This window comes from Pseudomonas sp. FR229a (genome assembly GCF_030209115.1).
In the GTDB taxonomy this organism is placed as follows: Bacteria; Pseudomonadota; Gammaproteobacteria; order Pseudomonadales; family Pseudomonadaceae; genus Aquipseudomonas; species Aquipseudomonas moraviensis_A.
The window spans coordinates 173,131-199,528 of record NZ_JARVSP010000023.1; the positions used below are offsets into that span (position 1 = coordinate 173,131).

The following is a 26,398-nucleotide window of genomic DNA, read 5'->3' on the forward strand; positions in this document are numbered from 1 at the left end:
ATCAGTAGTCCCAGATCGCCGGAATCCAGCGGAAAGCCTCGCCGTTGACGGCGACCCGACCCACCGAAGGGAAGGCCAGATGGGTGGCGACGAACAGTTCGCCGCTGGCGGCGGCTTCCTTGAGCAGACGTACGCGCACCTCCACCGATTTAGCCGGATCGTGTTCGAAACCGTTGTGCCAATCAGGATGATCGAACGCGACCGGGAACAGCGCATCGCCGGCAAAGGTCAGGCGCTCGCCGCCAGAGTCGACGTAGACCACGCAGTGTCCTGGCGTATGCCCGCCGGTGAGTCTGGCGACCACGCCGGGTGCCACGTGACATTCGTCTTCGAAGATCTGCAGCTTGCTTTCATAGTGATCAATGAACGCGTTGGCGGTGCTGCGCAGGACGTCCGGCACTGGCGCGGGCATGTCGGTGTAAGTGAAATCCGGCGTGGTCCAGAAATTCACTTCGGCGGCGGTGACGTGGATGCGCACGTCGTCGCGCAGACGGCTTTTCACCGAGTCGACCAGCAGGCCGCCGATGTGGTCCATGTGCATGTGGGTGATGACGATGTCGGTGATGTCGGCGAGGTCGACACCGGCAGCGGCCAGGCGCTTGGGGAACTGCCCGGCCCGCGGGAAACCGGGGAATTGGCCACCGAGTCCGGCGTCGACGAGGATGACTTGCTCGCCGCTGCGCACCACCAGTACGTTGAGCGCCCAGTCGAAGGCATCGGGGCCCAGGTACATGTCCTTGAACCAGGCGGCACGGTCGGCTGGATCTGCGTTGGTCGACATGGTCTGGGTCGGCAGCGGCAAAACACCGTCGCTGATCACCATCACATCGATGTCGCCCAGGCGCAGGGCGTAGCGCGACGGCACCAGTTCTTCGCTGGGGGTTGGCAGGGTCACGGCGCGATTGGCGGTGAAGGAATCCAGATGCAGGGTCATGGTGTTCTCCTTGTTCTCAGGGCAAAAGCGGAGGGCGAAATCAGGCTACCGGGATCAACGGGTCGGCGGCCGCGAGGGCGGTGCGACGATCGGCGGCCGGCGGGTAGATCCACACGGTGTTGATTTGCGTCTTGAGCTCTTTGGCTTCGGCCTTGACCAGCTTCAGCTGGCGATCCCAACCCTCGGTGTACACCGCGCCCCAGGCGCCCAGATCCAGGCAAGTCACGTACTTGGGCTGGCGATACATTGTCGGAGCGACGCCGAGCAGATCGGCGGCGGCGTTGTTGCCGGCGTAGCGACCGAGGCTGATCGCGTGCTGGCAGGACATTGCCGCGTAGTTGCCGAGGTCATCAGTGGCGGCGCGAGCGACATCACCGGCGGCAAATACATGATCGATGCCTTGTACTTTGAGATTGCCGTCGACATGCAGGCGGCCCTGAGCATCGCGTTCGGCGTCGAGCTGTTCAGTGAGCGGGCTGGCGCGGAAACCCACGGTCCAGATGACGGTGTGGCTTTCGATGTGGCGGCCATCGGCGAGCGTGACGCCGTTGGCATCCACAGCGGCAACGCTGGCGTCGACGATCCATTCGATGCCCAGTTCGTTGGACGCTTCGATGATCGATGGGCGAATGCCATCGCCCATGGTTGCGGCAATATCCTTGCTGCGATCGACGATGATCACGCGCAGGTCTTGATCCTCACCGAGAATCGCGCGCAGGCGCGCCGGCATTTCCGTCGCAGTTTCAATCCCGGTGAAACCGCCACCGGCGACCACCACGCTGTTGCGGGCAACGCTGGCCGGTTGGTTGGCCAAAGCCATGAGATGGCGTTCCAGGCGCGCCGAGGATTCGATCTGATCGACGTCGAACGCATGCTCCTTGAGGCCGGGGACCGGAGGCCGGGCAAGCTGGCTGCCACTGGCGAGAATCAGCCGGTCGTAGCTCAGTTGACCCGGACGCCCGGCCTCGTCGCGGTAACCGATTCGGCGCGCCTCGGCGTCGATGCTGTCAGCGGTGCCTTTGACAAAACGCACGCCCACTGCATCGAACAGCGCGTCGAGCGGCGCGTACATGCTGTGCACGTCCGGCTCGTAGAAGCGCGGGCGAATGCGCAATTCGGCTTGCGGGGCGAGCAGTGTGATCTCCACGTCCTGACGGTCATGCATGTCCAGCAAACGCGCGGCGCTCAACGCACTCCACAGCCCGCCGAACCCCGCACCGATGACCAATAATTGCTGTTTCATAATGTGCTCCCTGACGCTGATGGATGGATGACACCCGAGCCCGACGCGGACTCTGGCGTGACGATCACTGGCCGCCGCAACTGCTTGCCGTACTGCCTGGCGCTCAATCGTTCGCTGTCGAAAGCCATGCTAGGGCGCGGAGGCTGCGGGCGCAGTTGTCCATCGGTGTGCGTGGGGTATGCATGGGGGGAAGGGGGGGTATACGAAGGTATGAGGAGGGTTTCGAGGCGGGAATATCAAGACGGAAGGGCGGACGACCATGAGCGAATGTTTACTCCGGCCCCGTTAGCCGCAGCTTGATTATGGCGGCGCGTACCGATACTGGCTTTTAATCAGGTTTAACGACAGGATTGCGAACCTTCTTTCGCCACACCACTAGACATGGATGCTCCGCATGATTCGTAACGTTCTGGTTACTGCAAGTTTGCTGTTGATTTTGACTGGCTGCGTTTCCGCGCCGCCGCTGAATTTTTCGGTCGACGGCGTGCAAGCCAGCACGCAAAAGCTGGATGCCGATCTACGCGCGACGTCAGTGTCTTACGCCAGCCCTACGGAAAAGACCGGTGACTTGCCCTCGGATGGCGAAGCCGTGCCGCAATTGTGGCAAAGCGCGCTGCAGGAAAGCCTGAACCGCGCCACGGTGTTTGATGACGATTCGAGCAATAAGGTGAACCTGCTAGTGAAAATCATGGAGTTGGATGTACCCGCCGGGGGCATCACCATGACCACGACGTCGATGGCACGCTACCAACTGGTGAGCCGCAAGACGGGCCAGGTGTTGTTCGAAAAGGACATCGCCGCGATCGGCGAAGTCCCGCCGGGTTATGCGTTTTCGGGGCTGGTGAGAATCAAGGAATCGATCAACCGCGCGGTACAGAACAATATTCGCAGCTTTCTCGCCAGCCTGAAGAGCGCTCACCTGGCGCGCTGAATTCGGCAACGCCGTGCAGGTGTCAGTGCGCCTGCACGGCCAATGCCGTTGTTCAGTCGGTGGGCACTACGTTATCCAACGCTTTGTTCACTGCCAATTCCCCCAGCATGACCACTTGGGCAATGCCTAACAGCGTATTGCGCCGTGAGCCCTCCAGCATTCCGGCGAAATCACCTAGCATCACCGTGGCCGAGGCCAGTGATTCGCACGCGTTGACCAGCAAGGATTCAGTGTCGGATTCCGGGTTGACCATAAACAACGTGTTGGGACTGTAGGGCGTGGCGTTGATCTTGGCCGGCGCGAGGTAATGGTCGAGCGCGCGCTCGGCGGCGTCGTGAAGTTTTTTTGAATGGAAGGATTCGTAAGGCGATACCGGGTCGGTGACCGGCGGATGGGGCGGTGTCTGTGACATCAGCTGAAACTCCGATGAGCGCCGCTTGAGCGTCTGGATAAGAGGATGCCGCGCCACAGCAGTGACGCGTCGCTGGCAGTGAGGGAGCACGCCCCCTCATGCCCGGTTTGCCGGCTAGTTCGACACGCGTCGGCTGTCGAGCACGCGATTGACGATCAGCTCACTCAACATGATCACCTGCTGCAACATCAGCAGCGATCGACGTTGTGGGTGGTCAATCACACCACCGATTTCACGCGCCATGTCATTGGCGGCTGCCAGCGATTCACAGGCTTCGACGAGCAACGTTTCCTCGTCCACCGTGGGGTCGATGAGAAAGATCCTGCCCGGCTGGCGCTTGGGAATGGTGGTTTTGAGCGTCTGAGGGTCGAGGTAAAAGTTGATGGCGCGAGCGGCCGCATCTTTTATCCGCTGAGGTTCGAGCGCGGGGTCGTACGGAATTGAATCGTCGGCTGGCGGGTTTGGCGTTACTTTGAACATAGATGAATCTCGTATCGAAGTAGATAAGGAGCCATCACCCACGCTACCAAACGATGGGTGGCGGCCATGCGCGGGTTGGTAGACCGGTCGATACGCAACCCGGCGCTCACGAATGAGCCCCACGCATGCCCACCATATAAAGCTCAGCCACAAAAATGGGGCTGAATAAGGTGGCGCCTTGCGGCGATATCGGAGCGGGCTACCAAACCCGATCACTGTTTTGCAGTGACAGGGAAACGATAATGCCCAACCGATAGCCGTGTAAGCCGGCGTATTCTGAAGCACCCGTAGGCAACGGCGCAAGGTTCTGTAGCCTTTATGGCGTAACAGTTGGTGTAATTTAAACGCGATCGTTTGGCCGTGTTTAAACACGGTGGATCGTAAGAATCTTCCGTAGTTATTTGGCGGTTTAAAGCGAGGGTTGGATACAGCTGCACGACACCCATCCTGTCTAGGAAAGGCAGTGGATGACGTAGACGGGCTCGGTTTTTTTGCACGGGCGCTAGCATTGGGCGTTCACCCAAAGCAGATTGTTTGTAGGTAGGTATTTAATGCGGCCGGGAATGGCGCATTCCCTTTAAGGCTAAGGGAGGCAGCTGTGCGAGGTACCGACAAAGGCTCTAATCAATGCGACAGTAACACCCTCGCACAGCCACCATAAAAGTGACCGATTTGCAAAAAAGATGGCGACTGTACGCCTGCGATTGAGTCGCGGATTTTGCAATGCCGGAGTGACCAAGGGGGGGCCGGCGTACAGTCGTCATCAAAGCTCAGGCAGTGAGCAACCGGTCCTGTCCATAGAGGCACTTGCGTGCTACGGGTTGCTCTGCCTGGTCACTGTGGGCGGTGATGGGAGACAAGATACCTGTGAGCAATTCGGCGCGCTGCCGGGAGATTCTGTCAGCGCTGTAGGCAATGGAGCCGGATACGGTAGGCTCGGAATGCTGAAAACGGGGATAGGGTCGAATGACAGAGAGCTATCGGCGAAATGTCTTACAAGGTTTTGATGTTGGCGCGCGCAAACACGCCAGTTAGTCTGGCGGTCTTGTGCAATTTCAGGCTATCCCACGAATGATCGATTTAAAGCAGGACGCTGCGACCATAATTCAGGCCAACCAACGCTTTGACGAATTTATAGCCGTCCATAAAGAGGAGCTGCTTTCCCGGATCACAGATGATCCGCAACGGTTGGCTATTCGATATTATTTTAACGTTCTGCGAGAGCTGTGCACTCAGGGCTGCAATTGCTTAGCCGCCCAGGCGTACTCGACGTTAGAGGCATTGAGTCGAGTCATCATGGAGCAGGCAGCCAATATGCTCTACGTGAGTATGGACAGCGGTGATCATGTGCGGCAGTTGCTCAGAAGCAGCAGAACAATGACTGAGAACAACGGCAAAAGCTGGGTGGCTTATCTGGCCGAAAACGGTTTGGATCATCCTGCCGCGCAAGCGCGGCATGAGAATGGCGCATTGATGCGGGAGCATTTCGATCATCGCTGGCCTGACGTAAAGCGCTACCCAGGCGGCAGAGGCCTTTTTGCCGCCGTCGGTTGGGACAATGCCTATTTCGCTTTCTACTCACCCTTGTGTGACTCTGTGCACAGCTTCTCAGATGATATTTCCAATCTGGTCGATATTAGCGAGGTGTTCTCCGAGTCGCCTGACTTCGCTGAACAATTGCTGCGGTATACAGAGGACGAGCGTCGCCGGCTGGCGACCTATCATTATGCGAGTGCGATGGGCTTGCGTGTCGAGGCATTTGGACGTTTGTGTGGTTTTATGAATTTCTCCCTAGACAATAACGTCATCAAGGACATTTTCGATGACCTCCGTAGCCTGATTATTCGCCATGATAATTTCGATGAATCACGGCTGAGCGAACAGAATGCTGGGGATATGTCGCTTAAGGATTTTTTGGAAAAAAAGGTGCGATGCGCCAATCAGTGTAGGTGGTTGCGCGGAGATAAAACTTGGTCGTAGAGTCCAGTCAGACCTGACCCCACTGATTAAGTTTTTCTGCCTGCATGTCCTGATGGACGGCTTCAGGGATATGTGGCGATTCAAGAGCCAAAGAATCAATTCGAACTCTGAGATCTTCGATTTTCTCGACGGTGATTTCAGGATACGTGCGCAGTAACTCAATTTCTCGACCTATAGCATTGTATTTCGCGCCCGCACCTCGGTGTTTTTCAGCTTGCTCTTGGTAGCGAAGCGTTGACTGCAACGCAGTGAGAATAGCTGCCAAAATGCTCATCGCCCCCACACCGAACTGCAACCAGAAACAAGATTGCTGCTGAAGCATGGCAAATACCGCCGTCCCTACTACTGCTGAAAGAGTGATAGTAGGGAGCGCTATCCAGAAATGAAGTTTGGAATACCTCAGCGCTGCACGGTAGTGCCCCACCGCGACCACCGAGGTTCGCTGGTACCAACTCTCTAAAACCTGTTGCGCGTCGACCTGACTCATCGGTGTCACCATCACAATAAAAGGCCCATCTTACTGTGGACGACGAAAGAACAGATACTGTCCGGGCTAAATTCCACCTTACGTTAAGCTTTGTTTGCACCACACTAGGGCTCACTACACCCTTTTTTTAGCGTGATCTTAGTTATCAATTGAGCCATGCTGTGATCGGAAATCGGTGCGAATGAATAGCATAGGCAACAGTCAGGAGAAATGATGACTAAAGGAAAAATCACTGCTCGCAGATGCAACCTGTGTCTTAAGCGATCTCAGATGACCGAGGATCATATTTTTCCTCAAGGCATTGCGATACCGGGTCAGCGGCAGGTCACGAAAATTCTTCACAAAGTTGATCCCGATTTTCGCGGACGGCAAGGGACGAGTCTTGTCCAAAACGGACTCAAAAAGTCTACGCTATGCGCTGATTGCAATAACCGAATTTTGGGAGCTAAGCTTGATCCTGCGTTGATTAAACTTTGTAAGGACGTTGGTGTACAGATCAGTTTGGGCCGATTTCCTATGTTGCCGAGTATTGTGGTTCAACACATTGAGCTCAACAAAGTGGCGAAATCCGTAGCAGGCCACTTGTTGGCACTAGATGAATACCCTCAGGCAACGCACAAAACTGCTAGAGAACTGCGTCGCTTCATTTTGCGGGATGATGCAACTCTTCCACCCACATTGCGGTTCCATATGTGGCTTTACCCTTTCAATCGCCAAGCTATTTTCAAAGACCTGCATCACATTCAGTTTGGAAGCGGATACGATCCTTTCTGGATATCGGCATTTAAAACTTATCCTTTAGCTTTTGCGTTTAGCAGTGAGATAACTAACCCAAGCTTTCGGCTACCAGGCGTAATGGATATTACTGAGTGGGTCAAAGACACTCCTGAGCAACAGTATCGACTCATAATACCCACCAGGCCTACCGTGGATCCGAACTGGCCATTCGCGGCACACAAGGAAGGGGCGATCTTGACCGGGGATCATGACAGCATCACTACACAGCCCTACAAAAAAAATAAGATTTGATAATTCACACCCACTAGTTGAGGCGAAACTGTCTCCCCAAGAGCACAATAATGACTGATTTCTTCTCAAACATATGGGCATTTCTCAACGGAATTTCCACGATTGGATTGACCGTGACCTTGAGTTTGGTGACATCGCTTATTGCAGCGATTGTGAGTATTTTGAACGCTCAGAGACTACTCGGCGTGCAACGACTATCAAACGCTCGATCGGCCTCGACATTTATCGCCGACAAACGTCAAAAGTGGATCGATGATCTGCGTAATGATGCATCTCGATACCTTTCACTATCGCTAGAAATTGCGGAGGCATGGAAGCAGCTTTATTGGAAATGCGGAGCCGAGTACGACGAGAACCCAAATCGCGACCCATCCGACGTACTTAATGTCTGTGAATCGCTGCGGATTAGATTTATTAACGATAATTCGGGGCGAGATAGCGAGCATCATCAGCTATACATGCGAATAATTTTACGACTGAATAATGAGGAGTGTACACACTTGGAACTCAGCGCGTTGCTAGGCAATCTTCGATTGAATATGAAAGACTTGGCTTTGGCCGCACTTAAAGGAACTTACTCCAATCAAGGCCTGTTTGACTCTATCGAAAACAGTCTAGAGCGATCGGCGGCTAGCACGAAAATAATCTTAAAGAAAGAATGGCAGCGATTAAAATTTGAAGTGGCGGATCCAGACAGACTGATTGCAGAAATTTTGTCCGGTCGCAAATCTAATAAGGCTGCAGCAAAATTAAAATCTTAATATTCCAGTTTGGTTTGGAAATGCCGATGCCACCCAGTGAGAGCTAGGCTAAGGCAAGGACGACTCCCCGTGTGCTGGGGTTCATCCTGCCAACCTATTAGTACCTACACCACTCTCGATACTCTAAATTCGATAGATTTTTCAATCTTGATCAGATGAACTTTATCTCCCTCTTCATTCCAGACTGGGCTATTCAGACCAAAATAGAAGTAATGGGCAGGAGTGCCTTGCTTAGTTTTTCCCTTCGCATCCTTACCAACGCGAGTTCTAACAAAAATATGATCGTCTTCTTTTACTTCCCAGTCTGGGAAGATGAAAACATGGCGATGCTTGTTGCTCACGGTACCGTCACTTTTGAAGGTTTCATCGAAAATCATGTAGCCTGCGAGATTACAGTCGTTTTTAACGCGAATGACTACTTCTTCTTTCGTTTCATCACCTTGAGCTCTTACTTCAGCAACTCTTAAGTCCATAATAGTGATACCTTTTTTTCAAATTTCAGTGTGGAGCTGGCAGAACGCCAGTTCCGAGGGTAGGCTAGCTCGTGGCCCCATGACTAGGAAAGCCATTTTTTATTTGAGATACCGTGTGATTCGGTTCCATTTGAGCTCGGCGCATGGGCACGAAGCCCGCACCACAGAGATGACTTTGGTTGCTTAGGAGTTGGATGACGTAATGGACGAACAAGGCAGGTTTGGGCTGTACGAAAAACTGTATTTCCACGAACTGGACCGCAAGGACAAACTTCTCGCAAGGCTTAACTTGCCGCTAGGTATGATTGTTGGATTACTGACTTTCTTCGGATTTCTTCTGAGCAAACCCCCTTCAGGCGACGATTGGCCCTACGTTTTTTTCTGGGTGTTCTACGACTGGGCCTTTGTCGCGTTTGTGCTAGCTTTGTGGCATTTCCGGAAGGCGTGGATACGTGGCGAATATGACTATGTCATACCGGTATTAAAGCGGCTTGAAGACCACTTTCAAGGACAACTGAAGCCGTATTTCGGCACTGATGAGGACGGCCTGAATAGCTATTTCGAGAAGGTAATCTACGATTACTATGTTGAAGGCGCCACTATCAATGCCACAAATAATGATCAACGCTCCAACGAAATTGATCAGCTCTCAAAGTACGTTGCACTCAGTGCTACGTTTGCTATCGCTTCATTCATCCCATTTTTTATCGCTAACCATACGTAGGTGATATATGTCAGAGCCGCCAAAGCCACCACCACCACCGCCACCACCAATGCGGAATATTCGACACGACGTCCCTCGACCTAGTGATCGGCCTCCGCCACCGCCAGCTCGTCCACCTAGAGACCGATGAAGCTGCATAGGGCGAGTGCCCGCCATGTTTGAAGAAAGAAGGCCGCTTTCGCAAGCGGCCTGTCTGTCATCTATCAAGAAACTCCCAGATTCCTGTTGTACCTCCCCAACTGATCCTCACCCCCCACCCGAAAAAAATTCGCCAAATAATCCAACAACACCACCTCTTCACCATTGATCATCTGCCGCACGTACGTCGCCGAAAACGGCGTCTCGTACTTGGTCGGATTCCGCGGTTTATGCGTGCCCAACTGGTACTCCTTCCCGGTGATGGTCATGGTCGTCACCAGCGGCACCTCGTTCACCAGCCCGCCATTGTTGAACACTTGCACATTCGACCGGCACTGCAACTGCACACTCTTGAACGGCGTCACCAGCTTCCTGGCGGCCTCCACATACAAGCTGTTCCAAGTGATTTTCCCTTCCAGTTTGTCGATGCCATCCGGCAATTCAATCAGCCCGACCATGCCCTGCCCTTGAAAGTCGCTCATGACGGTTTTGATGGTGCCCAAGTCGATCTCTTCACACTTGCCAAAGTAGCTGGCGCCATCGAGGTAGAGGTTGGCGTTGGAGATGCGGTGTGCGCTGAAGCCTGCCATTTATACGGTTCCCAGGTTGACGAGGTAGTCGCCGGTGATTTCGGTTTCGAAGGTGCCGCGTTCGAACGGTAGCGGTACGGTGAATTTGTAGTTGAACAGTGCGTGGCCCTGTTCGAGTTCGGTGCTGGGGTTGCGCGCCGGGTCGTACCAGCATTCGCCGCCGACCAAGGCGCCGTCGCCGATGAGTTTGCGCAGGAACAGGTTGACGCTTTCGGTGAGGCTGGTGATGAGCGCGGTGGTGATGGGCTGGTCGACGAACTGTAAGGCGCTGTAGCGGATGGATTCGTCGATGACGTCTTTGGTGCGGCGTACGTTTTCGAAGTTGCGCATGTGGGTGACGCTGGGCCATGCGGCGGTGCGGTTGCCCCGCAGGCGCAGGCCGGTGCCGTAAGCGTTGAAGACGGTGGTGATGCCGTTTTCGTTGAGCAAATTAACTTCGCTGTGGGGGTCGTCGATGCGTGCGGTTAATGGGCGTTCGAGGCCGATGACGCCGAGCAGTGGCTGGTTGGAGCTGCTCCACCAGTAGCCGTGGTCGTTGTCGATTTTGGCGCGCAGGCCGGCGGCACGGATGGACAGCGGTTGCAGGCGTTCGCCGTTGCTGGCGGCGTCGTAGACGCGCACGTGGGGGTAGCACAGGCGCACGCGATCGCTGCTGGTGTTGAAGTTGATGTCGCCGGCCGGGCCGCGCCCGGCTAGCACGTGTTGGACGGTGGCGCCGATGGGGGCGTCGATGTAGGCGACGCCGCCGACTTGGCTGGCGGCGACGGTCAGTTCTGCCGTGACGGGTTTCAGGGTGCTGAAGCCTGGGGCGATGAAGAGTTTGGGGAAGAAGCCCAGGCGGTTGTAGCTGTCTTGAAAGGCTTTGAGGCCGGTGCGTCGGCCGGCTTGGTCGAGGCTGCCGATGATGTCGGCGGCGGTGACTTTGGCGGGGTCGGTGTAGGTGTAGTCGATTTTGATGGGGGCGTTGGTGGGGATGGTGCCGGTGGCGAGTCGGGTGATTTGGCCGGTTTCCAAGGACACGGTGTAGTCGGTGCCTGGCTGGTAGGCGTCGGTGCCTTCGGCGGGCATCAGTTGCAGTTGTTGCAGCGCGGTGTGTTCGAGTTGCAGTGGGTTGTTGTCGGCGAACTGTTTGCGTTGTCCGGTGACGGTGCTGTGGTGGATGGCCGGGTCGAGGACGTTGACGACCAGCACGGTGCCGGCGCCGAAGTCATAAATGCCTTGCAGGGCTTCGGGGATGCTGTGGCCGGTGGTGTGTGGGCCGAACTGGGCGGCGTGGGTGTCATTGAGGCACAGGGTCAGTTCGTTGATGGGGCCGGTGGGCGCGGTGCCGACCAGGGCGATGACGGCGGATTTGACGACGCGAATGGGGCGCGGGCCGCGCTCGATTTCGGTGGTTTCGATGCCGTGCAGGTAGTTGGCGGGCATGGCTTATTCGTCCTTAGCGGGCGGCTGTGGCTTGGGCGTTTTGCCGGCCGGTCTTGTGTGGGCTGGCAGCGGTTGCAGGTGGTTGAGGGCGAGCAAGACGCGGGTGTAGTCGTGGTCGGCGGGCAGTTCGACGGGCTCGCCGGGGTGCAGTTGCACGTCGAGCGATGGCTGGGTGTTGTCGAGGCGCAGCGAGACGCCGCTGGGTGGGCCGTTGTAGCGATAGCGCGTGAGGGTCACGGGGTTTGCTCGAATTCAGGGTGTTTGAGTAAGGGCCCATGCTGGTCGGGGGCGGCTTGCAGTTGGGTGGCGCGGGTGGCGTAGTCCTGGGCGTATTGCCAGACGCCGTTGCTGTGGCCGATGAAGTGTTCGGCGAGCGGACGGCAGGCTTGGTCGGTGTGTGGCGGGCACCACCCGGTGAGGCTGGCGCGCAGTTGGTCGAGGTGGCTGATGACGCCGTCGGTGCCGTTGAGTTGGCGAAAGATGAGGGTCAGGCGCAGGACGATCTGGCGGGCCTGGACGGTGGCGTCGAGGCTTTCGGTGTGGCCGAAGGTGGATTTGCCGTAGGCCAGGAGGACGGCGCCGCGGGGGTGGTTGAGGCGGTATTGCTGGGGGTTCTCGGGGAAACGTTCGACGATGAGTTGCTGGCCGAAGTCGGTTTGCAGCCGGCCGAGCATGGCGTCCATGAGTTGTTCGGTTTGGGTGTTGGGCGCTGCGGTCATGGGTAGCCCTCCCAGACCTGTGCGGTGAATTGTTGCGGACGTGCGCGCACGCGGATCTCACCGGGCTCCGGCACGGCGTGTCCCGTGGGCAGGCCAAGGGTGACGATGCCGTCGCGGATGCTTTCGAGCAGTTTGAGCGTGTCTTTGCGCGCGCTGATGACCGCGTCGGGCAAGGCGCCTTCGGGGCGGCGCTGGTAGAGCCAGTGGCGCGCTAGGTAGATGACGGCATCGCGCAGGACAGTGGGCACCGGATCGAGTGGCAAGTGGTAGCGGCCACGCAGGTAGCCGTCGACCAGTTCTTCGGCCTGGCGCACGCTGCTGGCGATGACGTGTTCGTCGGGCTGGCGCGCGCCCGGGTCGTCGTTGGACAGCTGCGTCAATGTCATCAAGGGAATGGCGTTGCCGAGGTCTTCGCGGGTGCAATAGCGCATGGCTCAACCCGCCTTCAATTCGACCAGTGCTTCGGGGAACAAGCAAAGGGCCAGCGGGTTGGCCTGGGCTTCGAGGTCCCAGCCTTTGCCCATTTTGCGCGGCTCAGCCTTGCTGTAGAACGGCTGGCCGAGGGTGTTGACGGTTTCGTTGTAGTTGGCCGGCGCGTTGAACAGACGGAAGACACCGCGCGCAACCGGAAAGACCTGGGCGACGTCGGCCGGGATAAAGCGCTGGCCGCTGACGGTGACGTCGTATTCGATGAACTCAATGCCGCCGAAGGTGAAGCCTGAGCGCAGGTCACCGCCGATCCGGTCTTGTGCCTCTTGGTAGTGGGCAAAGGCTTCTTTGACCTTGGCGTGGTCGGTGAAGGCGTCGAACCAGTCCGGCCCACAGAACGAGCGAAACCCGGTGACCATGACGCAGCCGAGTTTGGATTCGGCGTGACGCTTGGCGTCGAGACAGGCTTTGCGCACGTTGGTACCAGCGCTGCTGAGGGCGACGGTAACGCTCTTTTGCTCGACGGCAAACTCATCGAACAGGTCGAACAGCACCGAGCCATCGGCGTCGAGCAGTTTGCCGCGCAGTGCGCCGACGCGCTGAAATTCGCGCGTGGTTTCGATGCTGTTTTTGAGGTCTTGCAGGTGGTCGTTGATGACAGTGGCCATGGGCGCGGTGGCGCTCTCCTGACCGAAGGCGGCGATGCCCTGCAATTGACTGGGCAGCAGTGGCCGGCTGATGGGCAGGTGCAGGGTTTCGAAGGTGCGGCGCTTGCGTTTGTTGCCTTTGACCGGCGCGGGATCGTCGTTGCGTGAGGTGTTAGGCACCAGGACCAAACGGCCTTCGCGCTCATCGATGATGACGCTGGTGCTGGTGACACCTTTTTCGTCGAACAGGCCCATGGCGCCGACCTTGCCGGGAATGGCCGGGAGTTTGTTAACGGCGGCGGTCAGGTTGGCGACGGTGAAGAGGTCTTGCAGGTTCATGGGGTGGCTCCGTTAAAGGGTGGCGCGGGCGACGATGCCCAGGGCGTTGAGCTCGTCGAGGGCGGCGGTTTGTTGTGGCTCGGTGATGCCGGCCGGCCAAACCAGTTCTGCCCGCGCAACGACAGCGCCACGGGCGATGACCACGGCGGGCGCATCGCCGGCGCTGGCGTCGACGCGTTCGGCCAAGACAGCCACGGCTTTTTTCGCCGGCCCCGCACCGCTGGGGTCGAGGGCCTGGTACTTGTGGGCAACCTTGGCGAGCACTTGGCCCAAGGGGTAATCACTGCCGCCCAACAACGTGACGCGGTCTTTGCTCCACCCGGGGCTGACTTGCACCAGCAGCAAGTCGCCAAGGTCTTTGGGCTGGTTGAAAGTGGCCACAGTCATTGCCCCCGCTGGGTGCGGGCTTCCGCATCGGCCAGCAACGGGTTGGTGCTTTGCGAGGCGGTCTGGCCGGCGCGCTGCAAGGTGGCGACCTCGCTGAAGCTGATGGCGCCGGTGAGGTCTTTGAACAGGCTTTTGAGACCATCGCTCAACGGCTGACGCTGCTCGCCCTCACCAAAGTGCAACGGCGTTGCACTGAGCTGCGCGGCATCGAGGGTGGCGATGACCACCGGCGCGTGCAGCGGCTTCATGCCAGCGGCAACGAGCTGCTCGGCGTAGGCGACGCTGGCGGTGTGGACGGCCTGCTGCACAGCAACCCGTGCGGACTGGTCGCGTTGGGCTAGTTCGGTCTTCAGGCGCAGGTTCTCGGCTTGGAGGGTGTCGGTGTCGGGGGCCGTGATCGGCGGCGCTTGCGGAATAGATTGAGGTGCCGGTGCTGGGGCGGCTGGCGCGCCTTCGCTGAATAGGATGACGCCAGGCTCTGCTTCGGCGAGTTCGATCGGGCGCAGGCCTTTGACCGCCGGCGGCTGGGCACCGAGGAAGCCCACGTGGCGCAGGTAGTAGACGCCGGGCACGGGGTTGTTAGGCGCGGTTGGGTGGTAGAAGGACGCGGAGATCTTTTTGTAGCTGCCGGCGGCCAGTTGCTCGGCGAAGGTCGGATCGATTTGTTGCGGGGTGGCGATCAGGCCTTCAGGTGTCGCGCTGAGGGATTGGACCCAGCCGGCTGCGGGGGCGTCGTGTTGGGGGTGGCCGATGACTAAGGGGGCTTCGTGGAGGGTTGGGTTGTAGGCGGCTACGGTGGCGGACAGGTCGGAGGCGGTGAAGTTTAGGGTGGTGCCGCAGGAGGCGGTGTGGAGGCCGGGTTTGAATATGTGGAGGGGGTTCATGGTTTAGCGCTGCGTTGGGGAGATATGCAGAGCTTGGGCTTGATGATGGGTTTGGGCTTTTAATCGGATTTAAAGGGTGGACTGCGTGGATTGCTGATGATGTGGCGGAAACTACGTACGCGTATGGCGGCCTGCTTGTTTATAAAGCATTTACCGCTGATGCCCCGCGCAACCTTGAGCGGTTGCGGGGAGCACGGTGTTATGAGCCTTCTCGGCCTGTTGTGATTAGCCTTCGCTCTCTTTTTCGCGGTGCCGGATTAGGTCTTCGAAACATCCAAAACGAAAACATCGATCAGTCCAACCAGTTCTGGTGGCAGCGTCTGTTGGATGCTCGCTTTTAGTTCTTGCGCAGTATTTATAGTTGTATTTTTAAGACCGGCGACCTTTTCAAGAGGGCCGAACCAGATCGCGAGGTAAATGCCCTGTTGCTCTGCGTCTGGGTGAATTGAGTAACGATCATAGAGTTGTGCACCTGCGGCCGTGTATAGCTCTCTATGCCACTGCCCCTTTACCTCGACCACCAGCAATCTTCTTTTACCGCCAATGAATTTGGCGGCAGTAAAATCGCTGCGGTTTTCACTTTTCATCTGGTGCTCCGACGTAATCGTGATGCCTTGTGTCTTAAGCGTTAAATCCAGACGTTCGGCAATGACTTCAGTGGCCTTGACCTCGCCCAATCGTACGCCGCCGTTGTAAAACCGGTCTGCGGGGTTGAACTCCCCACCGTCTATGGCTTTCTGAAAGTCCTGAAGCTCTTGGAGGACGAGTTGGCGCAAACCCTCCACGTTCACGACTGCATCGCGATCAAGTCGATTTACGATCTCATCTGGTGTGGGTGGCTCGAAATCTCTGAGAGCTTTTTGCCTGATTTTTCCAGCTAGCAAGCTTTTTAGGTCGCCGCACATGTCAACAAAACGCGTATCTGCCAAAAGCCGTTTTAAGACTATAATTGATTCGTCGATATCACATGCATATAGCATCCCAATCATATCAGTTAAGAAACGATATGCCACTTCGTCTTTCGGGCTTTCTGAGCCCCAACTACTCGGCAGATGGACCTTAGGCCACTTATCAATAAAGCCATCAAGGATGGTTTCAATTTTGGTTGCGGTGAGTACAGGCCAGGCTGAGTGATCGCTTCGATTAAAGCGACCGGAATGAGCATTAAGTGTGAACACATTGTCTTTATCAGATTTCAACCAATTCCAATATTGATTTGGGGTTTCTTCAATAAAATAAAATGCACGAACCAACCAGAATATGCGCTTTTGCTCAAGGTCTTCATCGGTCGTGAGCGTCGGCCAGTCGAGCATAAAACCCGCACATTTTTTTGAAATTATTTCAATAAGAGCGCGACGATCACCAAACTCAGCGGCAACTTCAAAAAGCGTGTCCATCGGGTCGATAGCTAAGTCAGCAAATCGCCCGAGCCATTCTATCGAAAGATCTGCTCTTAAATGACTGAAAATTTCGTCGCGGCGCAAAAGCCACACATCTGGGTGCTTGCAGGCTTTCTGAGCCAGTTGCGGCTCCAAGTACTCGCGTAAGTAGCTCTCAGCACTCGTTCCCGCAACAAAAATTAGCCTGTCGATCTCAGCCTTTAGCGCATTCCGATCCTCCTCGATAACCGAGCTGTAGTGGCGATCAATACTGGTTCGTAGTGCGGTTAACAAGCGGATATCTACGCTCTCTAGGCTCCCTTCACTGCGCATGATCTCTAGGCATGCCGCTAACAAAACCATTTCAGCGTGTAGAATTTTCCCCGAACATTGTAACTCTGCAAATTTTGCTAATTCAGGAATCAATGAATCAATGAATCCAAGGCAATTTCTGAGGGCGGTTCGGACGAGCTTCTCGTCACCTACGCTTTCCTCAATTTGCTCTGGTCGCGTTAGAGTTAGTTGGGCAAAGTGAAACAGGCTCTGCCAATCGCAACCGCTTTGAATGAGCGCTTGATTGTCTTGGTAATATTGGATGCGCGCGGCACGCCGTTCATCTCGTTGCCGCTGTCTACGTTTGACTTTGCGATTCAGTCGCGGAAATCGAGCTTTATCAGAAATTTGCTTATATGCTCTGTTGGATCTTACCCATTCCTTCATAAACAGGGGCTTCTCCAACGCTTGTTCACGCATGTGTCGCCTTAGGGGATCCGACCCTCGCTCCGTTTTATAGCGATAACGTTGATGTGCAGCCATAAAGGATGCCCAAAGTGATGTATTGTCGCTCGAAAATGCTAGATCAATAATGAATTCGAGATCACGATATTGGAGTTGCAAGCCTGAATGAGAGTACATCTCAAAATTTTCTATTCTTGTCTCGAATATCACGTCTCTGTCGATCAAGTCTCCAAAAACATGAGCTATGATTCCTTGTCGTAGGGCATCATCACTTTGGAGTGTCCTCACTGCAGCACTATGGCTGGCCACTTGATGATGAGGAAAATTTAGATTCTTAAGCCACTGCCAAACGCGCGGAGGATCGAAAGGCGCAGAAGCTAATTCGAAATAACTATCAAGCATTAAGCCAATTATTTTGCTTATGGCGTCTCGACAGCTGCATTCGTAACGCTCTTTACCGCAAGTACAAATTGCTGAGAGAGACAGTTCATCAAGTAACAGCTCAATTAAGCTTGGATCTAATATTTCAATTAGCTTTCTGATGAAATAGCTCGTACCAACTGTTCGCGCCAGTTGATCTATCGGCACGGGGTAAAGCTTCGTACACGCTTTAAAGAAATTCGACAAGTAAGTAGCCCCAAAAATATCCGGGCCCAGCGTCGTTATAATATTCGTTGCGACTTTTAAGGACGCGCTAGTAGCCTCCGTTGTTAGGATATCAATATCTGGATGATGATCATAATTATTCAGTTCAAGCAAACAGCTACTGGCGAGTAGGCGGGTATGTTCGCTTTGGTCAGACGTCAAGACGAGCTGACGCAGTTCATCTGTCAGATGTTCTGTTGCCGGTGACCCCACCAGTAATTCGAGGACCAGATCGCGCAAATGCCCGTCGAGACCTGGAGCAAGAAGAGGCTTAATTTCTTTCAGGACATCTTCGGTAAAAAAGCCAGCTGCACTGAACCGACGCCACGAGTCACCCCGTCGAAAATAAGGATCTCTCGTTTCAACTTCTTTTAAGCACTGTATGAGCAGGCGCTTCGAGGAGTGATGAAGTTGAGACGGGTCACCGTTCGCGAGCACTGCGTAGGGATCAAGTTCAATCGCTGTCTCCTGAATAGACCTGTTGCCTAGCGCGGCTAACCATCCCAGCAGACCCCTGAGTTCGTCCCGGACTGTGGAGTTAGGTGCAATGATGGGTAAGCATTTGTGAATCGTCAGATGGTCAGACGGATCAGCTATGCGCTTGGCCAAGTAATCCGCGGCACAGTATTCAGCGACAATCTTGTGAACCGGGCGATGCTGATCTGCGGTGTCCCCAGGTTTGAAAAGCCGTGTTGCCAGGATGCCTTCAGCTGCGGTTGGGCTCTCAAACAAGGACGTAAGCAGTGGGTAGATTCGGTCCGCCGTTGCTTCGCTCGTTCCGATACCTTCTGCCCCTGACAGCAGAAGCTTGGCGAACACCTCAGACGACAAATCAATTTTTTGTGTGATCGAAAGGGGCTGGCTGGCCCTTGATACCGTGGCATTGGCCTCCTTCGCCAAACGTTCGACTGCTTGGGAGAATATATTTCTCTTGTCGGTGAATCGACTACCGCTCTCTATGTACGCGTCTGCAAACATTTTCAAGAACTGGGGATTGGGCAGGAGCGCGGCCAAGTCAAATCTTTCCACTTCCGCTTGGAACGCTGCGAAGTCTTGACCTGGAGCATGGTGATGAAACACTTGTTCCTGTTCCGCTTCCTCAAACTCAACTAGCCTTACCACGAGCGGTGAGAACCCAAGATACTCCTCGAATGCACTGGTGGCCGCGGTGCCCCATTCGCTGGATCTGCTCGAAATTATCACGCACGTCGGCCTAGCTTTACTGGCATTGGCCAAGAGATCGTGGATGCCTGTTTGATCGATTTTTGCCAGCTCGTCAAAAGCATCGATTACAAGCGCAGAGCCTTCTACATCGGTGCCTACTCGTTTGAATTTATTTGCGGTAACGACAGAGGTGCCCAATTTCTGAGCCAAGCTCCCCATGAGCTCAGTTTTTCCACCACCGGGCTCAGCCAAGACAACGACGTAATTCGAAGCAGCCAATAACGCTTCTTCACTGTAGGTTTGGTCTTGGTTGGTAAGTCTGCGCGGGAGATAGAGATTAGAACTCATAGTGAGAAATTCTTGCTGTTGTGTGTAGAGAGCACCAAAATTACGGCGCCAGTTATTTGTGAGCTGCAGAGAAATCTGACACATCCTCAGACGATATTAGCTCTTTTCGTCTAGGTGTGGGTTCATGGCGTAAAATTTAGTTGGAGTAGTGGCGTTCTTAATAAGGATTTAAGATAAAGCGGCGAGACAAGTAGTGAAGCTGCATTGGCAACATATCTCTGCCGGCATAAAAACAATTGAAAATAGCTTCTGCACTCAGCAAACAAACTTTCTGTGCTGGCGCGATGGATGTACTTTAACTATCGAGAAACCGAAGCATAGCTAGCTTCGCAACGTATCCAAACCTATATCAAAATTCTCTACCAATCGTCAGCTCGGCTAAAGTGTTAAGTAAAAGAGACACTTTCCATTGCTGGGGTATCTTCAGCGCTTCACTCCTTCTTTATTAATCAAGCATTTAATGTCTGTCGACACCACGGACGAATGCGAACTATCCATTATAACGAAAAAATATAGCGATTTCGGAAGCGCACTGCTGAGTTGGATCCATACTAATGCCCGCAACATCTGACTGTTACGATTCGGTAATTTAAATAAAAAAGGAGCACTCATGGAACTTTCACAAGAAGCAATTAACCAGATTGACAAAGAAATGAAGGCTGCAATAGATAGTCAAGGCGACATGCTGCCTGCGGACATTAGCGCAGAGTCACTTTGCAATAATAAGGAGCTTATTCTTGGATTTCTCCAGACGCTGACCGGCCTCATTCCAAGTGTATTCGGAAAGCTAGCTGGCCAAGGTGTTCTGATGGCTGCAAAAGCTTGGTTTAAACACAAAGGCTGCTGAATAGGACGGCCGCATTTTGCGGCCCGTCTTTCAGCTCTCGAGCGGTCGTTCATGCTTTGAGGAGCAATTATCCATGATCAGAGACTCCCAGTACGGCCTCGGCTTTTCTGAAAAGCAGGTCGTCATTCAAACCGATATAGTGCTGGACGAAAAGCAAAAAAATTCTATCGATAATCGTAAGGTGTTTGACTTCGGAACCTCTCAAACCTTTGATGTATTAGAAAAAGTTGATTGGGGTTTTGATGCAGACCATCTGACTATTCGTGATGTAGAAAATATAAAAAACGATCCTAAGACTCTTGCTATCGCGCCAGTCATGCCAATGCAACTTATCGGTCCACTCGACATCCCGGCTCTGGATGAGGTATTGACAAGAAATTCTGTGGCTTGGGGAGTTACAGCTGTTGGTGCAATTGGTTCAGCTTACTCTGGAAAAGGCGTAACCATTGCGATACTCGACACTGGTATTGACTTGGATCACCCGGCGTTCCATGGGATTGAATTCGTCGTTAGAAATTTTACCGAAGACGGTGCTGAGGATGACGTTACCGATGCAAATGGCCATGGCACGCATTGCGCGGGCACTATTTGTGGACGGGACGGTGAGTATGGCCGTATAGGCGTGGCGACGGGGATCGATAGAGTGTTAATTGCGAAAGTCATAGGCGTTCGAGGTGGTGATAGCGAGCAGGTCGTAAATGCAATCCAATGGGCTGCCGAGCAAGGCGCAGATATTATCTCCATGTCATTAGGGATTGATTATCCTGGAAAAGTTAAGCAGTTGGAAAAAGTGCTTCCAATCGAGTTGGCAGTCTCTCGTGCACTAGAGGGTTATCGCGCTAATGTGATTCTGTTTGATCGACTTGCTTCTTTGATGCGAAGCAGGAAAATCCTTATCGTGGCCGCAGCCGGAAATGAAAGCAGAAAAGATGTTAATCCGGAATTTGAGGTCGGCGTCAGCCCACCGGCAGTTGCTGAAGGGATTGTTTCCGTCGCTGCACTCACGCAGACCAGCGATGGACCACACTTCGACATCGCCTCATTCTCAAATGTGGGCTCCAACGTTGCCGCACCGGGTGTGGGTATTCTTTCTGCAAAAGTTGGCGGTGGTGTCAAAAAACTCAGCGGCACTAGCATGGCGACTCCCCACGTAGCCGGAGTGGCGGCACTTTGGATCGAGGAGTTGAGAAGCAAGGGTGGGTATAATTATTCCGCTCTCATCGGCCGGTTGGTGGGGAATGCGGCCAATAATGTTTTCGTGCCTGGTTTCGACTTACTCGATGTCGGAACAGGGCTCGTCAAGGCTCCTTGACGACAGAGTGTTCGCTGGTTGGATAGCTGCCGAGCTTTTTGTGTGTAAAGAGCATGCGAGGGTTCTAAACTTTAATGAGGCGCCCACTTTGAATGCCGCCGAGAAAGCGTAGGTGCTGTTTAATAAGTTATGGCGCGTTGCAGCCTGAAGATGGTTCAGCGCATGTTCGAGGATGGAACGATCGGTTTCGGCTTGAAGCAAGCCTGAGGCATCCATAGGTAAATAGGGCCTAGCTGGCACGTCCCCCCATGGGTTTGGAAAACTCGCCTGCTCGCCTCCGAATTGCATCATCGCCGCATACGGTTTGTTACTGCCCACGACGGCCGAACTATCGGTCGCATGCGTGACGATCGACGCCGCCAACCCTCCCGCGCTGACCTGCAGCATCCGCCCCGGCCAATGCCCCTGTTTTGCCCGCCTCTCAGTGGTGACATCGGAGAGTTCGGGCCATTCGGGGCGGCCTTCGTGTTCGAAATTTTCTTCGGTTTGGCTGGCGAGTTCGGCGGCGATGGCTTGCATCAGCGGGGTCAGGTCGCCGATGGCGTCTTCGATTTGGTTGAGGGTTTGTTGTAAGCGTTGGTGATTTAGTTCGATGGTGAGCATGGGGGGCCTGTGTTTTGGGCAATGGTCCGCTTTCGCGAGCAGGCTCGCTCCCACAGAGGCTTTGGGGCGGGTCAGTTGGTCATGTGTGGGGCGGTGGCTTGCTTTAGGGCTTGATTCGGCCTGTGCCGGGTGCGTGGTTGAAGCCTGAGTCTGGGTGGAATGTAAATTCATGGCCTTGGGCGTTGGTCAGGCGGATGCCGGTGAGGGTGGCGGTTCGGGTTTCGCCGGTGTGCTTGCGACTCCTGTTTCCAAGGTTTTGGTGAAGGTTTTGCCGTGGCTGGTCTGGATGGTGAGGCCTCGGAGTTGGACGGCGGCTGCGGTCAGGGCGATGACGCGGCAGCGGCAGTTGAAGCCGTTGGGTGGGTAGATGGTTTGCCAGATGGGGTCGTCGTGGTGGAAGACCTGGCCGTGCATGGCGCGGTGGCTGGGGCGGGTTTTGCTGTCGATGATGGAGACGAGCATCCAGTGCGGGTGGGTGGCAGCGGCGGCTTCCATGCTGGTTTTGCGGCCGGCATGTAGGCGCTTTGCAGGTTGGTTTGGTAGATGGTTTTGAGGCGGCACGGGCTGCCGAGTTGGACGGGTTGGGCGGTGCCGCCTGCGTCGACGATGATTTGTTTGCCCCCACCAGCCTTGGGCTTGCAGCGCGGGTGTGAGGTTGGCGGTGAATTGTTTGAGGGTCTGGCCTTGTTGCAGGGCTGTTTCCAGCGCGGCGCGGATGTCGGAAAGCAGGTCCAGGCGCATGACTTTGGCGACGGTGAAGGCTTGGTGGTGGGCCTGGTCGAGCAGGTCTTGCCAATGCCAGGTGGTGGCGTAGCCCTTGGCGTGCAGGTAGGCGATGGCGTTGGCGGGTTCGAGGCCGAAGATGGCTTGCAGGTGGCTGGGGTTGAGGGTGTGTTTGGCCATGTCAGTCTTCCCGCTCGGCGGTGGCGCTGAGGTGGCCCCAGGTGTTGGCGATGAAGATGAGCCGGGCCAAGTGTTGTTCCAACGCTTGGGTGTCCATGTGGGGGTTGGCCTCGGCTAGCCGTCCGAGCGCGTCGGCGTCGGTCGGGCTTTGCTCAAGCGGAGCGATCAACGGCGCGACGGTGTGTTGGCTGTGTTGTTGGAGGACGTTGGCTGGCAGACCATTGATGGCTTGGTCGAGGGCGTGCTGGTCGAGTGCGGAATGACTTTGGTACTCGCTGAATGCGGGCGAGCCGGTGACGGTCGGCGTTTTTCGCAGGTCGCCGTCTTGCAGGTTGTAGGTGCGTTGCCAGTAGGCATTGCTGAATTTGACGCCGGATTCGGTGAGGGCTTTGTCGCGCTGGGCGAGGCTTTTGTCGATTTCTTCCTGTTGCCACAGCTGATAGTTCGGCGCGGCGACGTGGGGGCCGAAGTTGAGGTCGACGACGTGGCGAATACAGGCGTTGAGTGCGGCGGCGACGATGCCGGCGTCGCCGTCGCGGATGTCGTGGGTGACTTCGGCGCCAGCAGTGGCGCTGGCGCGGTTGCTGTCTTTTTCGGTGGTCTGGTTTTGGCCGAGCATGGCGACGTTGATTTCGCTGCGACAGTATTCGAGCAGTTGGCGGTAGACGTCGGCGCTGCCGGCTTTGCCGGCGGCTTCGATGATTTGCACGCTGGCATCATCCGGGATCGCAGCGACGGCGTCCTGGACCATGGCTTCGAGGCTGTCGAGTAGCAGGTCGGTTTCTTCGTCGTTGGCGCCGCGCGGGTGTTTGCCGATGACCCAAGGGCTGCCGTATTTCTCGGTGAATTGAACCCAGAATTTCAAGCCGCCGCGCATGAAGGTCGCCGGCCAAAAGCACATGCTCAGGTCCGGGAAGCCGTAGGGGTTGGCGTAGGTGGCGTCTTGGCGGGCGACGATGAAGCGTTGTCTCTCCCCAACAGGGAGCCGAGCGTGTTGTCTTCTGTCATACATCGACATGATCGACCAAGTCGATTATGGGTCGATAAATCCAGGCGACAGGCAATTCAATGCGCTGACGGCCTTATCAAGTGTTTTCAGATTTACGCAGTGCAACCTCAACCCAGGCAATTAACTCGTCCGCCGCAAAGGGTTTACGCAGGCAGACAACGACATCAGTCGCTCGGGACTTGTCGCAAGGCAAATCGCCCGCATGCGCCGACACAAAAATCACCGGCATCCCCCAGCCTCGAGCCTGCAGCGCAGCATGCATCTGCAAACCCGTCATGCCCGGCATCTGAATATCGGAAATCAGACAATCAGTCTGCTCCGGCCCATCCGATTCAAGGTAATCCGACGGCCCCGCATAGCCGAGCACTCGATAACCCGACGCTCGCAGCAGGCTGCTCAGCGACGTGCGCATGGCCTCGTCGTCGTCCACCACCGCGATGACGTACGTCTTGTGCATAACGCTCCCGGGCCGGGCGGCCGAGCTGGGGTGACTCCTGTCGTTCTTGCACCATACGCCGATGGCCAGCGGGCAAAACTATACCTAGGTATAGCGGCTCAGCCTTCGCGGCTGAAGCGGCTGCGGTAGTCGCGGGGGGAAATCGACAGATGGCGCTGGAAGCAGGCGCGCAGACGTTCTTCGTCGCTGAAGCCGCAGAGGCGGGCGATACGTTCGATTTTGTGCGGGGAGTTTTCCAGCAGGCGTTTGGCGGCTTCGAGGCGAAACAGCTCAAGCGCTTTTGACGGCGTGCGCCCGGTGTGCGCTTTGTAGACCCGAGTGAAGTTGCGCAGGCTCATCGCGGCTTGCTCGGCCAGACGTTGCACGGTGAGGTTGGGATCGCCGAGCCGCTCCATCAGCCACAGGTGCAGATCATCGAACAGCGAACCGTCCTGCGCCTGCGATTGCAGCAGCGTGCTGTATTGCGCCTGACCGCCGGGACGTTTGATGTAAACCACCAGTTCACGCGCGACCTGCAGCGTCACTTCGCGGCCGCAATCGGCCTCGACCAGCGCCAGCGCCAGATCGATGCCGGCGGTCACTCCGGCCGAAGTCCAGACGTTGCCTTGCTGAATGAAAATCGCATCGGCATCCACCTCAATCGCGGGAAAGCGATCACGCAGTGCGTCGCACATCGCCCAGTGGGTGGCGGCCCGACGGCCGTCAAGCAAACCGGCCTGCGCCAGCAGGAAGGCGCCGCTGCACACGGAAACCACGCGGCGGGCGAGGTGGGCATGATCCCGTAGCCAGTCGCTCAGTTCGCGGTGCTCGTCGAGGCTTTGGCAGATGTCCGGCGCGCCGGGCACGACCAGCGTGTCCAGTGCGGCGATGTTCAGTGTGCTCAACGCCTGGGTATCGATGGGCAGGCCTTCGACAGTCTGGATCAAGCCGCCGGTGAGGCTGGCGGTGTGCAGTTGATAACCCGGCTGCCCGCGCTCGGCCAAGGCCTTGCTCGCTGCCCAGAATACGGTCTGCGCACCGCTGAGATCGAGCAGGCTCAGGCGCGGATAGGCAATGAATACCACGTCGCGCGGGGCCGATGTAAAAGAGGGTCGTGTGGACATCGCAGGCCTGCCTGTTTGCTGCGCCGAAGGCAGGACTGCCTCAGCCTGGCCGATTTTCAGGGGTTTCTGGCCGGCCGGCAATGGTCACGACTGATAGCCTGATCGCTGACCGTCCGGCCGGTGTCTGGTTGCGGTCGACATCCTGAACTAGATTTGTTGACCAGCCCAATGCGTGCTGCGATCTCGCCGAGGAGACACCATGACCTTGTGGTCGCATTCCAGCCCTGCGCAAAGTCCCGGCGTGCTCAGCGAACCGGTGGTGTATGTGGTCGATGACGATGCCTCGATGCGCCAGGCGCTCGACAGCTTGCTGCGTTCGATCGGCCTGCGAGTGCAGACCTTCGACCGTGCCGCTGATTTCCTCGCGCAAGCGCAACGTGAGGTACCCGGTTGTCTGGTGCTCGACGTGCGCCTGCGCGGCGAAAGCGGCCTGACGTTTCAGGAACAGATGGAAAAAAACGGCTTGCGCATCCCCGTGGTGTTCATGACTGGCCACGGTGACATCGCCATGAGCGTCAAGGCGATGAAGGCCGGTGCGGTGGATTTTCTGGCCAAGCCGTTTCGCGATCAGGACATGCTCGATGCGGTGGCCAGTGCGTTGGCCCGCGACCGCGCGCGGCTGGCCGCCGAACACTCCGGCGCCGTTCTGCGTCGGGCTTACGAAACCCTGACCACCCGTGAGCGCGAGGTGCTCGGCTTCGTCATTGCCGGGCTGATGAACAAGCAGATTGCCGGGCAACTCAACCTCAGCGAGGTCACGGTCAAGGTCCATCGCGGCCAGGTCATGCGCAAACTGGCTGCGCGTTCGGTGGCCGATCTGGTGCGTATCGCTGAAGCGCTGGGCATCGAGCCTGTGCAGCGCAGCCCCTGAGCGTCAC

At 56.1% G+C, this 26,398-nt stretch carries 28 protein-coding genes; 8 read left to right on the forward strand and 20 right to left on the reverse strand.

Annotated features, from left to right (window positions below):
• Position 1: 1 nt before the first annotated feature.
• On the reverse strand, positions 2-934 hold the full coding sequence (locus tag QRN33_RS19595; protein WP_285409606.1) for an MBL fold metallo-hydrolase: 933 nt from the start codon (positions 932-934) through the stop codon (positions 2-4).
• 40 nt (positions 935-974) lie between these two features.
• Complete coding sequence (locus tag QRN33_RS19600; RefSeq protein WP_285409607.1) at positions 975-2,177, reverse strand: NAD(P)/FAD-dependent oxidoreductase; 1,203 nt, start codon at positions 2,175-2,177, stop codon at positions 975-977.
• 394 nt (positions 2,178-2,571) lie between these two features.
• Here QRN33_RS19600 and QRN33_RS19605 point away from each other — a divergent pair, with 394 nt between their 5' ends.
• Positions 2,572-3,108, forward strand: a complete 537-nt coding sequence (locus QRN33_RS19605) for a UDP-N-acetylglucosamine acyltransferase (RefSeq protein WP_285409608.1) — start codon at positions 2,572-2,574, stop codon at positions 3,106-3,108.
• Positions 3,109-3,160: 52 nt separating this feature from the next.
• Here the strand turns inward: QRN33_RS19605 and QRN33_RS19610 are convergent, their stop codons facing one another.
• Positions 3,161-3,520: a DUF6124 family protein gene (locus tag QRN33_RS19610; RefSeq protein WP_285409609.1), complete on the reverse strand. Its 360-nt coding sequence runs from the start codon at positions 3,518-3,520 to the stop codon at positions 3,161-3,163.
• 114 nt (positions 3,521-3,634) lie between these two features.
• Positions 3,635-4,000 (reverse strand): DUF6124 family protein, encoded by a 366-nt coding sequence (locus QRN33_RS19615; RefSeq protein ID WP_122692007.1) that lies wholly within the window; start codon positions 3,998-4,000, stop codon positions 3,635-3,637.
• A 1,071-nt stretch (positions 4,001-5,071) separates the two neighbouring features.
• Here QRN33_RS19615 and QRN33_RS19620 point away from each other — a divergent pair.
• Entirely contained in the window at positions 5,072-5,980 is a 909-nt protein-coding gene (locus QRN33_RS19620; RefSeq protein ID WP_285409610.1) for a hypothetical protein, read from the forward strand.
• Between the two features lie 7 nt (positions 5,981-5,987).
• Here the strand turns inward: QRN33_RS19620 and QRN33_RS19625 are convergent, their stop codons facing one another.
• On the reverse strand, positions 5,988-6,467 hold the full coding sequence (locus QRN33_RS19625; RefSeq protein ID WP_285409611.1) for an SLATT domain-containing protein: 480 nt from the start codon (positions 6,465-6,467) through the stop codon (positions 5,988-5,990).
• Between the two features lie 213 nt (positions 6,468-6,680).
• On the opposite strand from QRN33_RS19625, the gene QRN33_RS19630 reads away from it, so the two are divergent.
• Both QRN33_RS19630 and QRN33_RS19635 read left to right on the forward strand, forming a co-directional pair.
• The gene (locus QRN33_RS19630; RefSeq protein WP_285409612.1) at positions 6,681-7,496 is read left to right on the forward strand and encodes a hypothetical protein; all 816 of its coding nucleotides are present in this window, start codon (positions 6,681-6,683) and stop codon (positions 7,494-7,496) included.
• Between the two features lie 50 nt (positions 7,497-7,546).
• The gene (locus QRN33_RS19635; protein ID WP_285409613.1) at positions 7,547-8,257 is read left to right on the forward strand and encodes a hypothetical protein; all 711 of its coding nucleotides are present in this window, start codon (positions 7,547-7,549) and stop codon (positions 8,255-8,257) included.
• 104 nt (positions 8,258-8,361) lie between these two features.
• On the opposite strand, the gene QRN33_RS19640 is transcribed toward QRN33_RS19635, so the two are convergent.
• Positions 8,362-8,730: a hypothetical protein gene (locus QRN33_RS19640; RefSeq protein WP_285409614.1), complete on the reverse strand. Its 369-nt coding sequence runs from the start codon at positions 8,728-8,730 to the stop codon at positions 8,362-8,364.
• A gap of 202 nt (positions 8,731-8,932) precedes the next feature.
• Here QRN33_RS19640 and QRN33_RS19645 point away from each other — a divergent pair, with 202 nt between their 5' ends.
• Positions 8,933-9,454 (forward strand): hypothetical protein, encoded by a 522-nt coding sequence (locus tag QRN33_RS19645; protein WP_285409615.1) that lies wholly within the window; start codon positions 8,933-8,935, stop codon positions 9,452-9,454.
• A gap of 203 nt (positions 9,455-9,657) precedes the next feature.
• Here QRN33_RS19645 and QRN33_RS19650 read toward each other — a convergent pair whose 3' ends face one another.
• The 9 genes from QRN33_RS19650 to eruA all read right to left on the reverse strand — a co-directional run bounded on the left by QRN33_RS19650 (position 9,658) and on the right by eruA (position 19,286).
• Positions 9,658-10,182 (reverse strand): phage major tail tube protein, encoded by a 525-nt coding sequence (locus QRN33_RS19650; protein WP_285409616.1) that lies wholly within the window; start codon positions 10,180-10,182, stop codon positions 9,658-9,660.
• Entirely contained in the window at positions 10,183-11,607 is a 1,425-nt protein-coding gene (locus QRN33_RS19655) for a phage tail sheath subtilisin-like domain-containing protein (RefSeq protein ID WP_285409617.1), read from the reverse strand. It lies immediately after the preceding gene.
• A 3-nt stretch (positions 11,608-11,610) separates the two neighbouring features.
• Positions 11,611-11,844, reverse strand: a complete 234-nt coding sequence (locus QRN33_RS19660; RefSeq protein ID WP_285409618.1) for a hypothetical protein — start codon at positions 11,842-11,844, stop codon at positions 11,611-11,613.
• Positions 11,841-12,326 (reverse strand): Gp37 family protein, encoded by a 486-nt coding sequence (locus QRN33_RS19665; RefSeq protein ID WP_285409619.1) that lies wholly within the window; start codon positions 12,324-12,326, stop codon positions 11,841-11,843. The genes QRN33_RS19660 and QRN33_RS19665 overlap by 4 nt, the downstream gene beginning before the upstream one ends.
• Positions 12,323-12,757, reverse strand: a complete 435-nt coding sequence (locus QRN33_RS19670) for a gp436 family protein (RefSeq protein ID WP_285409620.1) — start codon at positions 12,755-12,757, stop codon at positions 12,323-12,325. The genes QRN33_RS19665 and QRN33_RS19670 overlap by 4 nt, the downstream gene beginning before the upstream one ends.
• 3 nt (positions 12,758-12,760) lie before the next feature.
• Entirely contained in the window at positions 12,761-13,741 is a 981-nt protein-coding gene (locus QRN33_RS19675) for a major capsid protein (RefSeq protein ID WP_285409621.1), read from the reverse strand.
• Positions 13,742-13,753: 12 nt separating this feature from the next.
• Positions 13,754-14,128, reverse strand: a complete 375-nt coding sequence (locus QRN33_RS19680; RefSeq protein ID WP_285409622.1) for a head decoration protein — start codon at positions 14,126-14,128, stop codon at positions 13,754-13,756.
• Complete coding sequence (locus tag QRN33_RS19685; RefSeq protein ID WP_285409623.1) at positions 14,125-15,012, reverse strand: phage protease; 888 nt, start codon at positions 15,010-15,012, stop codon at positions 14,125-14,127. The genes QRN33_RS19680 and QRN33_RS19685 overlap by 4 nt, the downstream gene beginning before the upstream one ends.
• 257 nt (positions 15,013-15,269) lie before the next feature.
• A complete protein-coding gene (gene eruA / locus QRN33_RS19690) occupies positions 15,270-19,286 on the reverse strand; it encodes an NACHT domain-containing antiphage protein EruA (RefSeq protein ID WP_285409624.1) in 4,017 nt (1,338 codons plus the stop codon).
• Between the two features lie 610 nt (positions 19,287-19,896).
• Here eruA and QRN33_RS19695 point away from each other — a divergent pair.
• Together QRN33_RS19695 and QRN33_RS19700 are read left to right on the forward strand one after the other, a co-directional pair.
• Positions 19,897-20,133 (forward strand): hypothetical protein, encoded by a 237-nt coding sequence (locus tag QRN33_RS19695; protein ID WP_130888927.1) that lies wholly within the window; start codon positions 19,897-19,899, stop codon positions 20,131-20,133.
• 73 nt (positions 20,134-20,206) lie between these two features.
• Complete coding sequence (locus tag QRN33_RS19700; protein ID WP_206663214.1) at positions 20,207-21,445, forward strand: S8 family peptidase; 1,239 nt, start codon at positions 20,207-20,209, stop codon at positions 21,443-21,445.
• On the opposite strand, the gene QRN33_RS19705 is transcribed toward QRN33_RS19700, so the two are convergent.
• From QRN33_RS19705 to QRN33_RS19725, 5 genes are all read right to left on the reverse strand, one after another.
• The gene (locus tag QRN33_RS19705) at positions 21,407-22,048 is read right to left on the reverse strand and encodes a phage virion morphogenesis protein (RefSeq protein ID WP_285409625.1); all 642 of its coding nucleotides are present in this window, start codon (positions 22,046-22,048) and stop codon (positions 21,407-21,409) included. The genes QRN33_RS19700 and QRN33_RS19705 overlap by 39 nt on opposite strands.
• A gap of 186 nt (positions 22,049-22,234) precedes the next feature.
• A complete protein-coding gene (locus QRN33_RS19710) occupies positions 22,235-22,951 on the reverse strand; it encodes a phage head morphogenesis protein (protein ID WP_285409626.1) in 717 nt (238 codons plus the stop codon).
• Position 22,952: 1 nt separating this feature from the next.
• Positions 22,953-23,969: a phage portal protein family protein gene (locus tag QRN33_RS19715; protein ID WP_350310284.1), complete on the reverse strand. Its 1,017-nt coding sequence runs from the start codon at positions 23,967-23,969 to the stop codon at positions 22,953-22,955.
• 67 nt (positions 23,970-24,036) lie between these two features.
• Positions 24,037-24,417: a response regulator transcription factor gene (locus QRN33_RS19720; RefSeq protein ID WP_285409628.1), complete on the reverse strand. Its 381-nt coding sequence runs from the start codon at positions 24,415-24,417 to the stop codon at positions 24,037-24,039.
• Positions 24,418-24,515: 98 nt separating this feature from the next.
• The gene (locus tag QRN33_RS19725; RefSeq protein ID WP_285409629.1) at positions 24,516-25,520 is read right to left on the reverse strand and encodes a GlxA family transcriptional regulator; all 1,005 of its coding nucleotides are present in this window, start codon (positions 25,518-25,520) and stop codon (positions 24,516-24,518) included.
• Positions 25,521-25,719: 199 nt separating this feature from the next.
• Between QRN33_RS19725 and QRN33_RS19730 the strand changes: the two genes are divergently transcribed.
• Positions 25,720-26,391 carry a response regulator transcription factor gene (locus QRN33_RS19730; protein ID WP_123418499.1) on the forward strand — a complete coding sequence of 224 codons (672 nt, stop codon included), beginning with the start codon at positions 25,720-25,722 and terminating at the stop codon, positions 26,389-26,391.
• Positions 26,392-26,398: the final 7 nt, after the last annotated feature.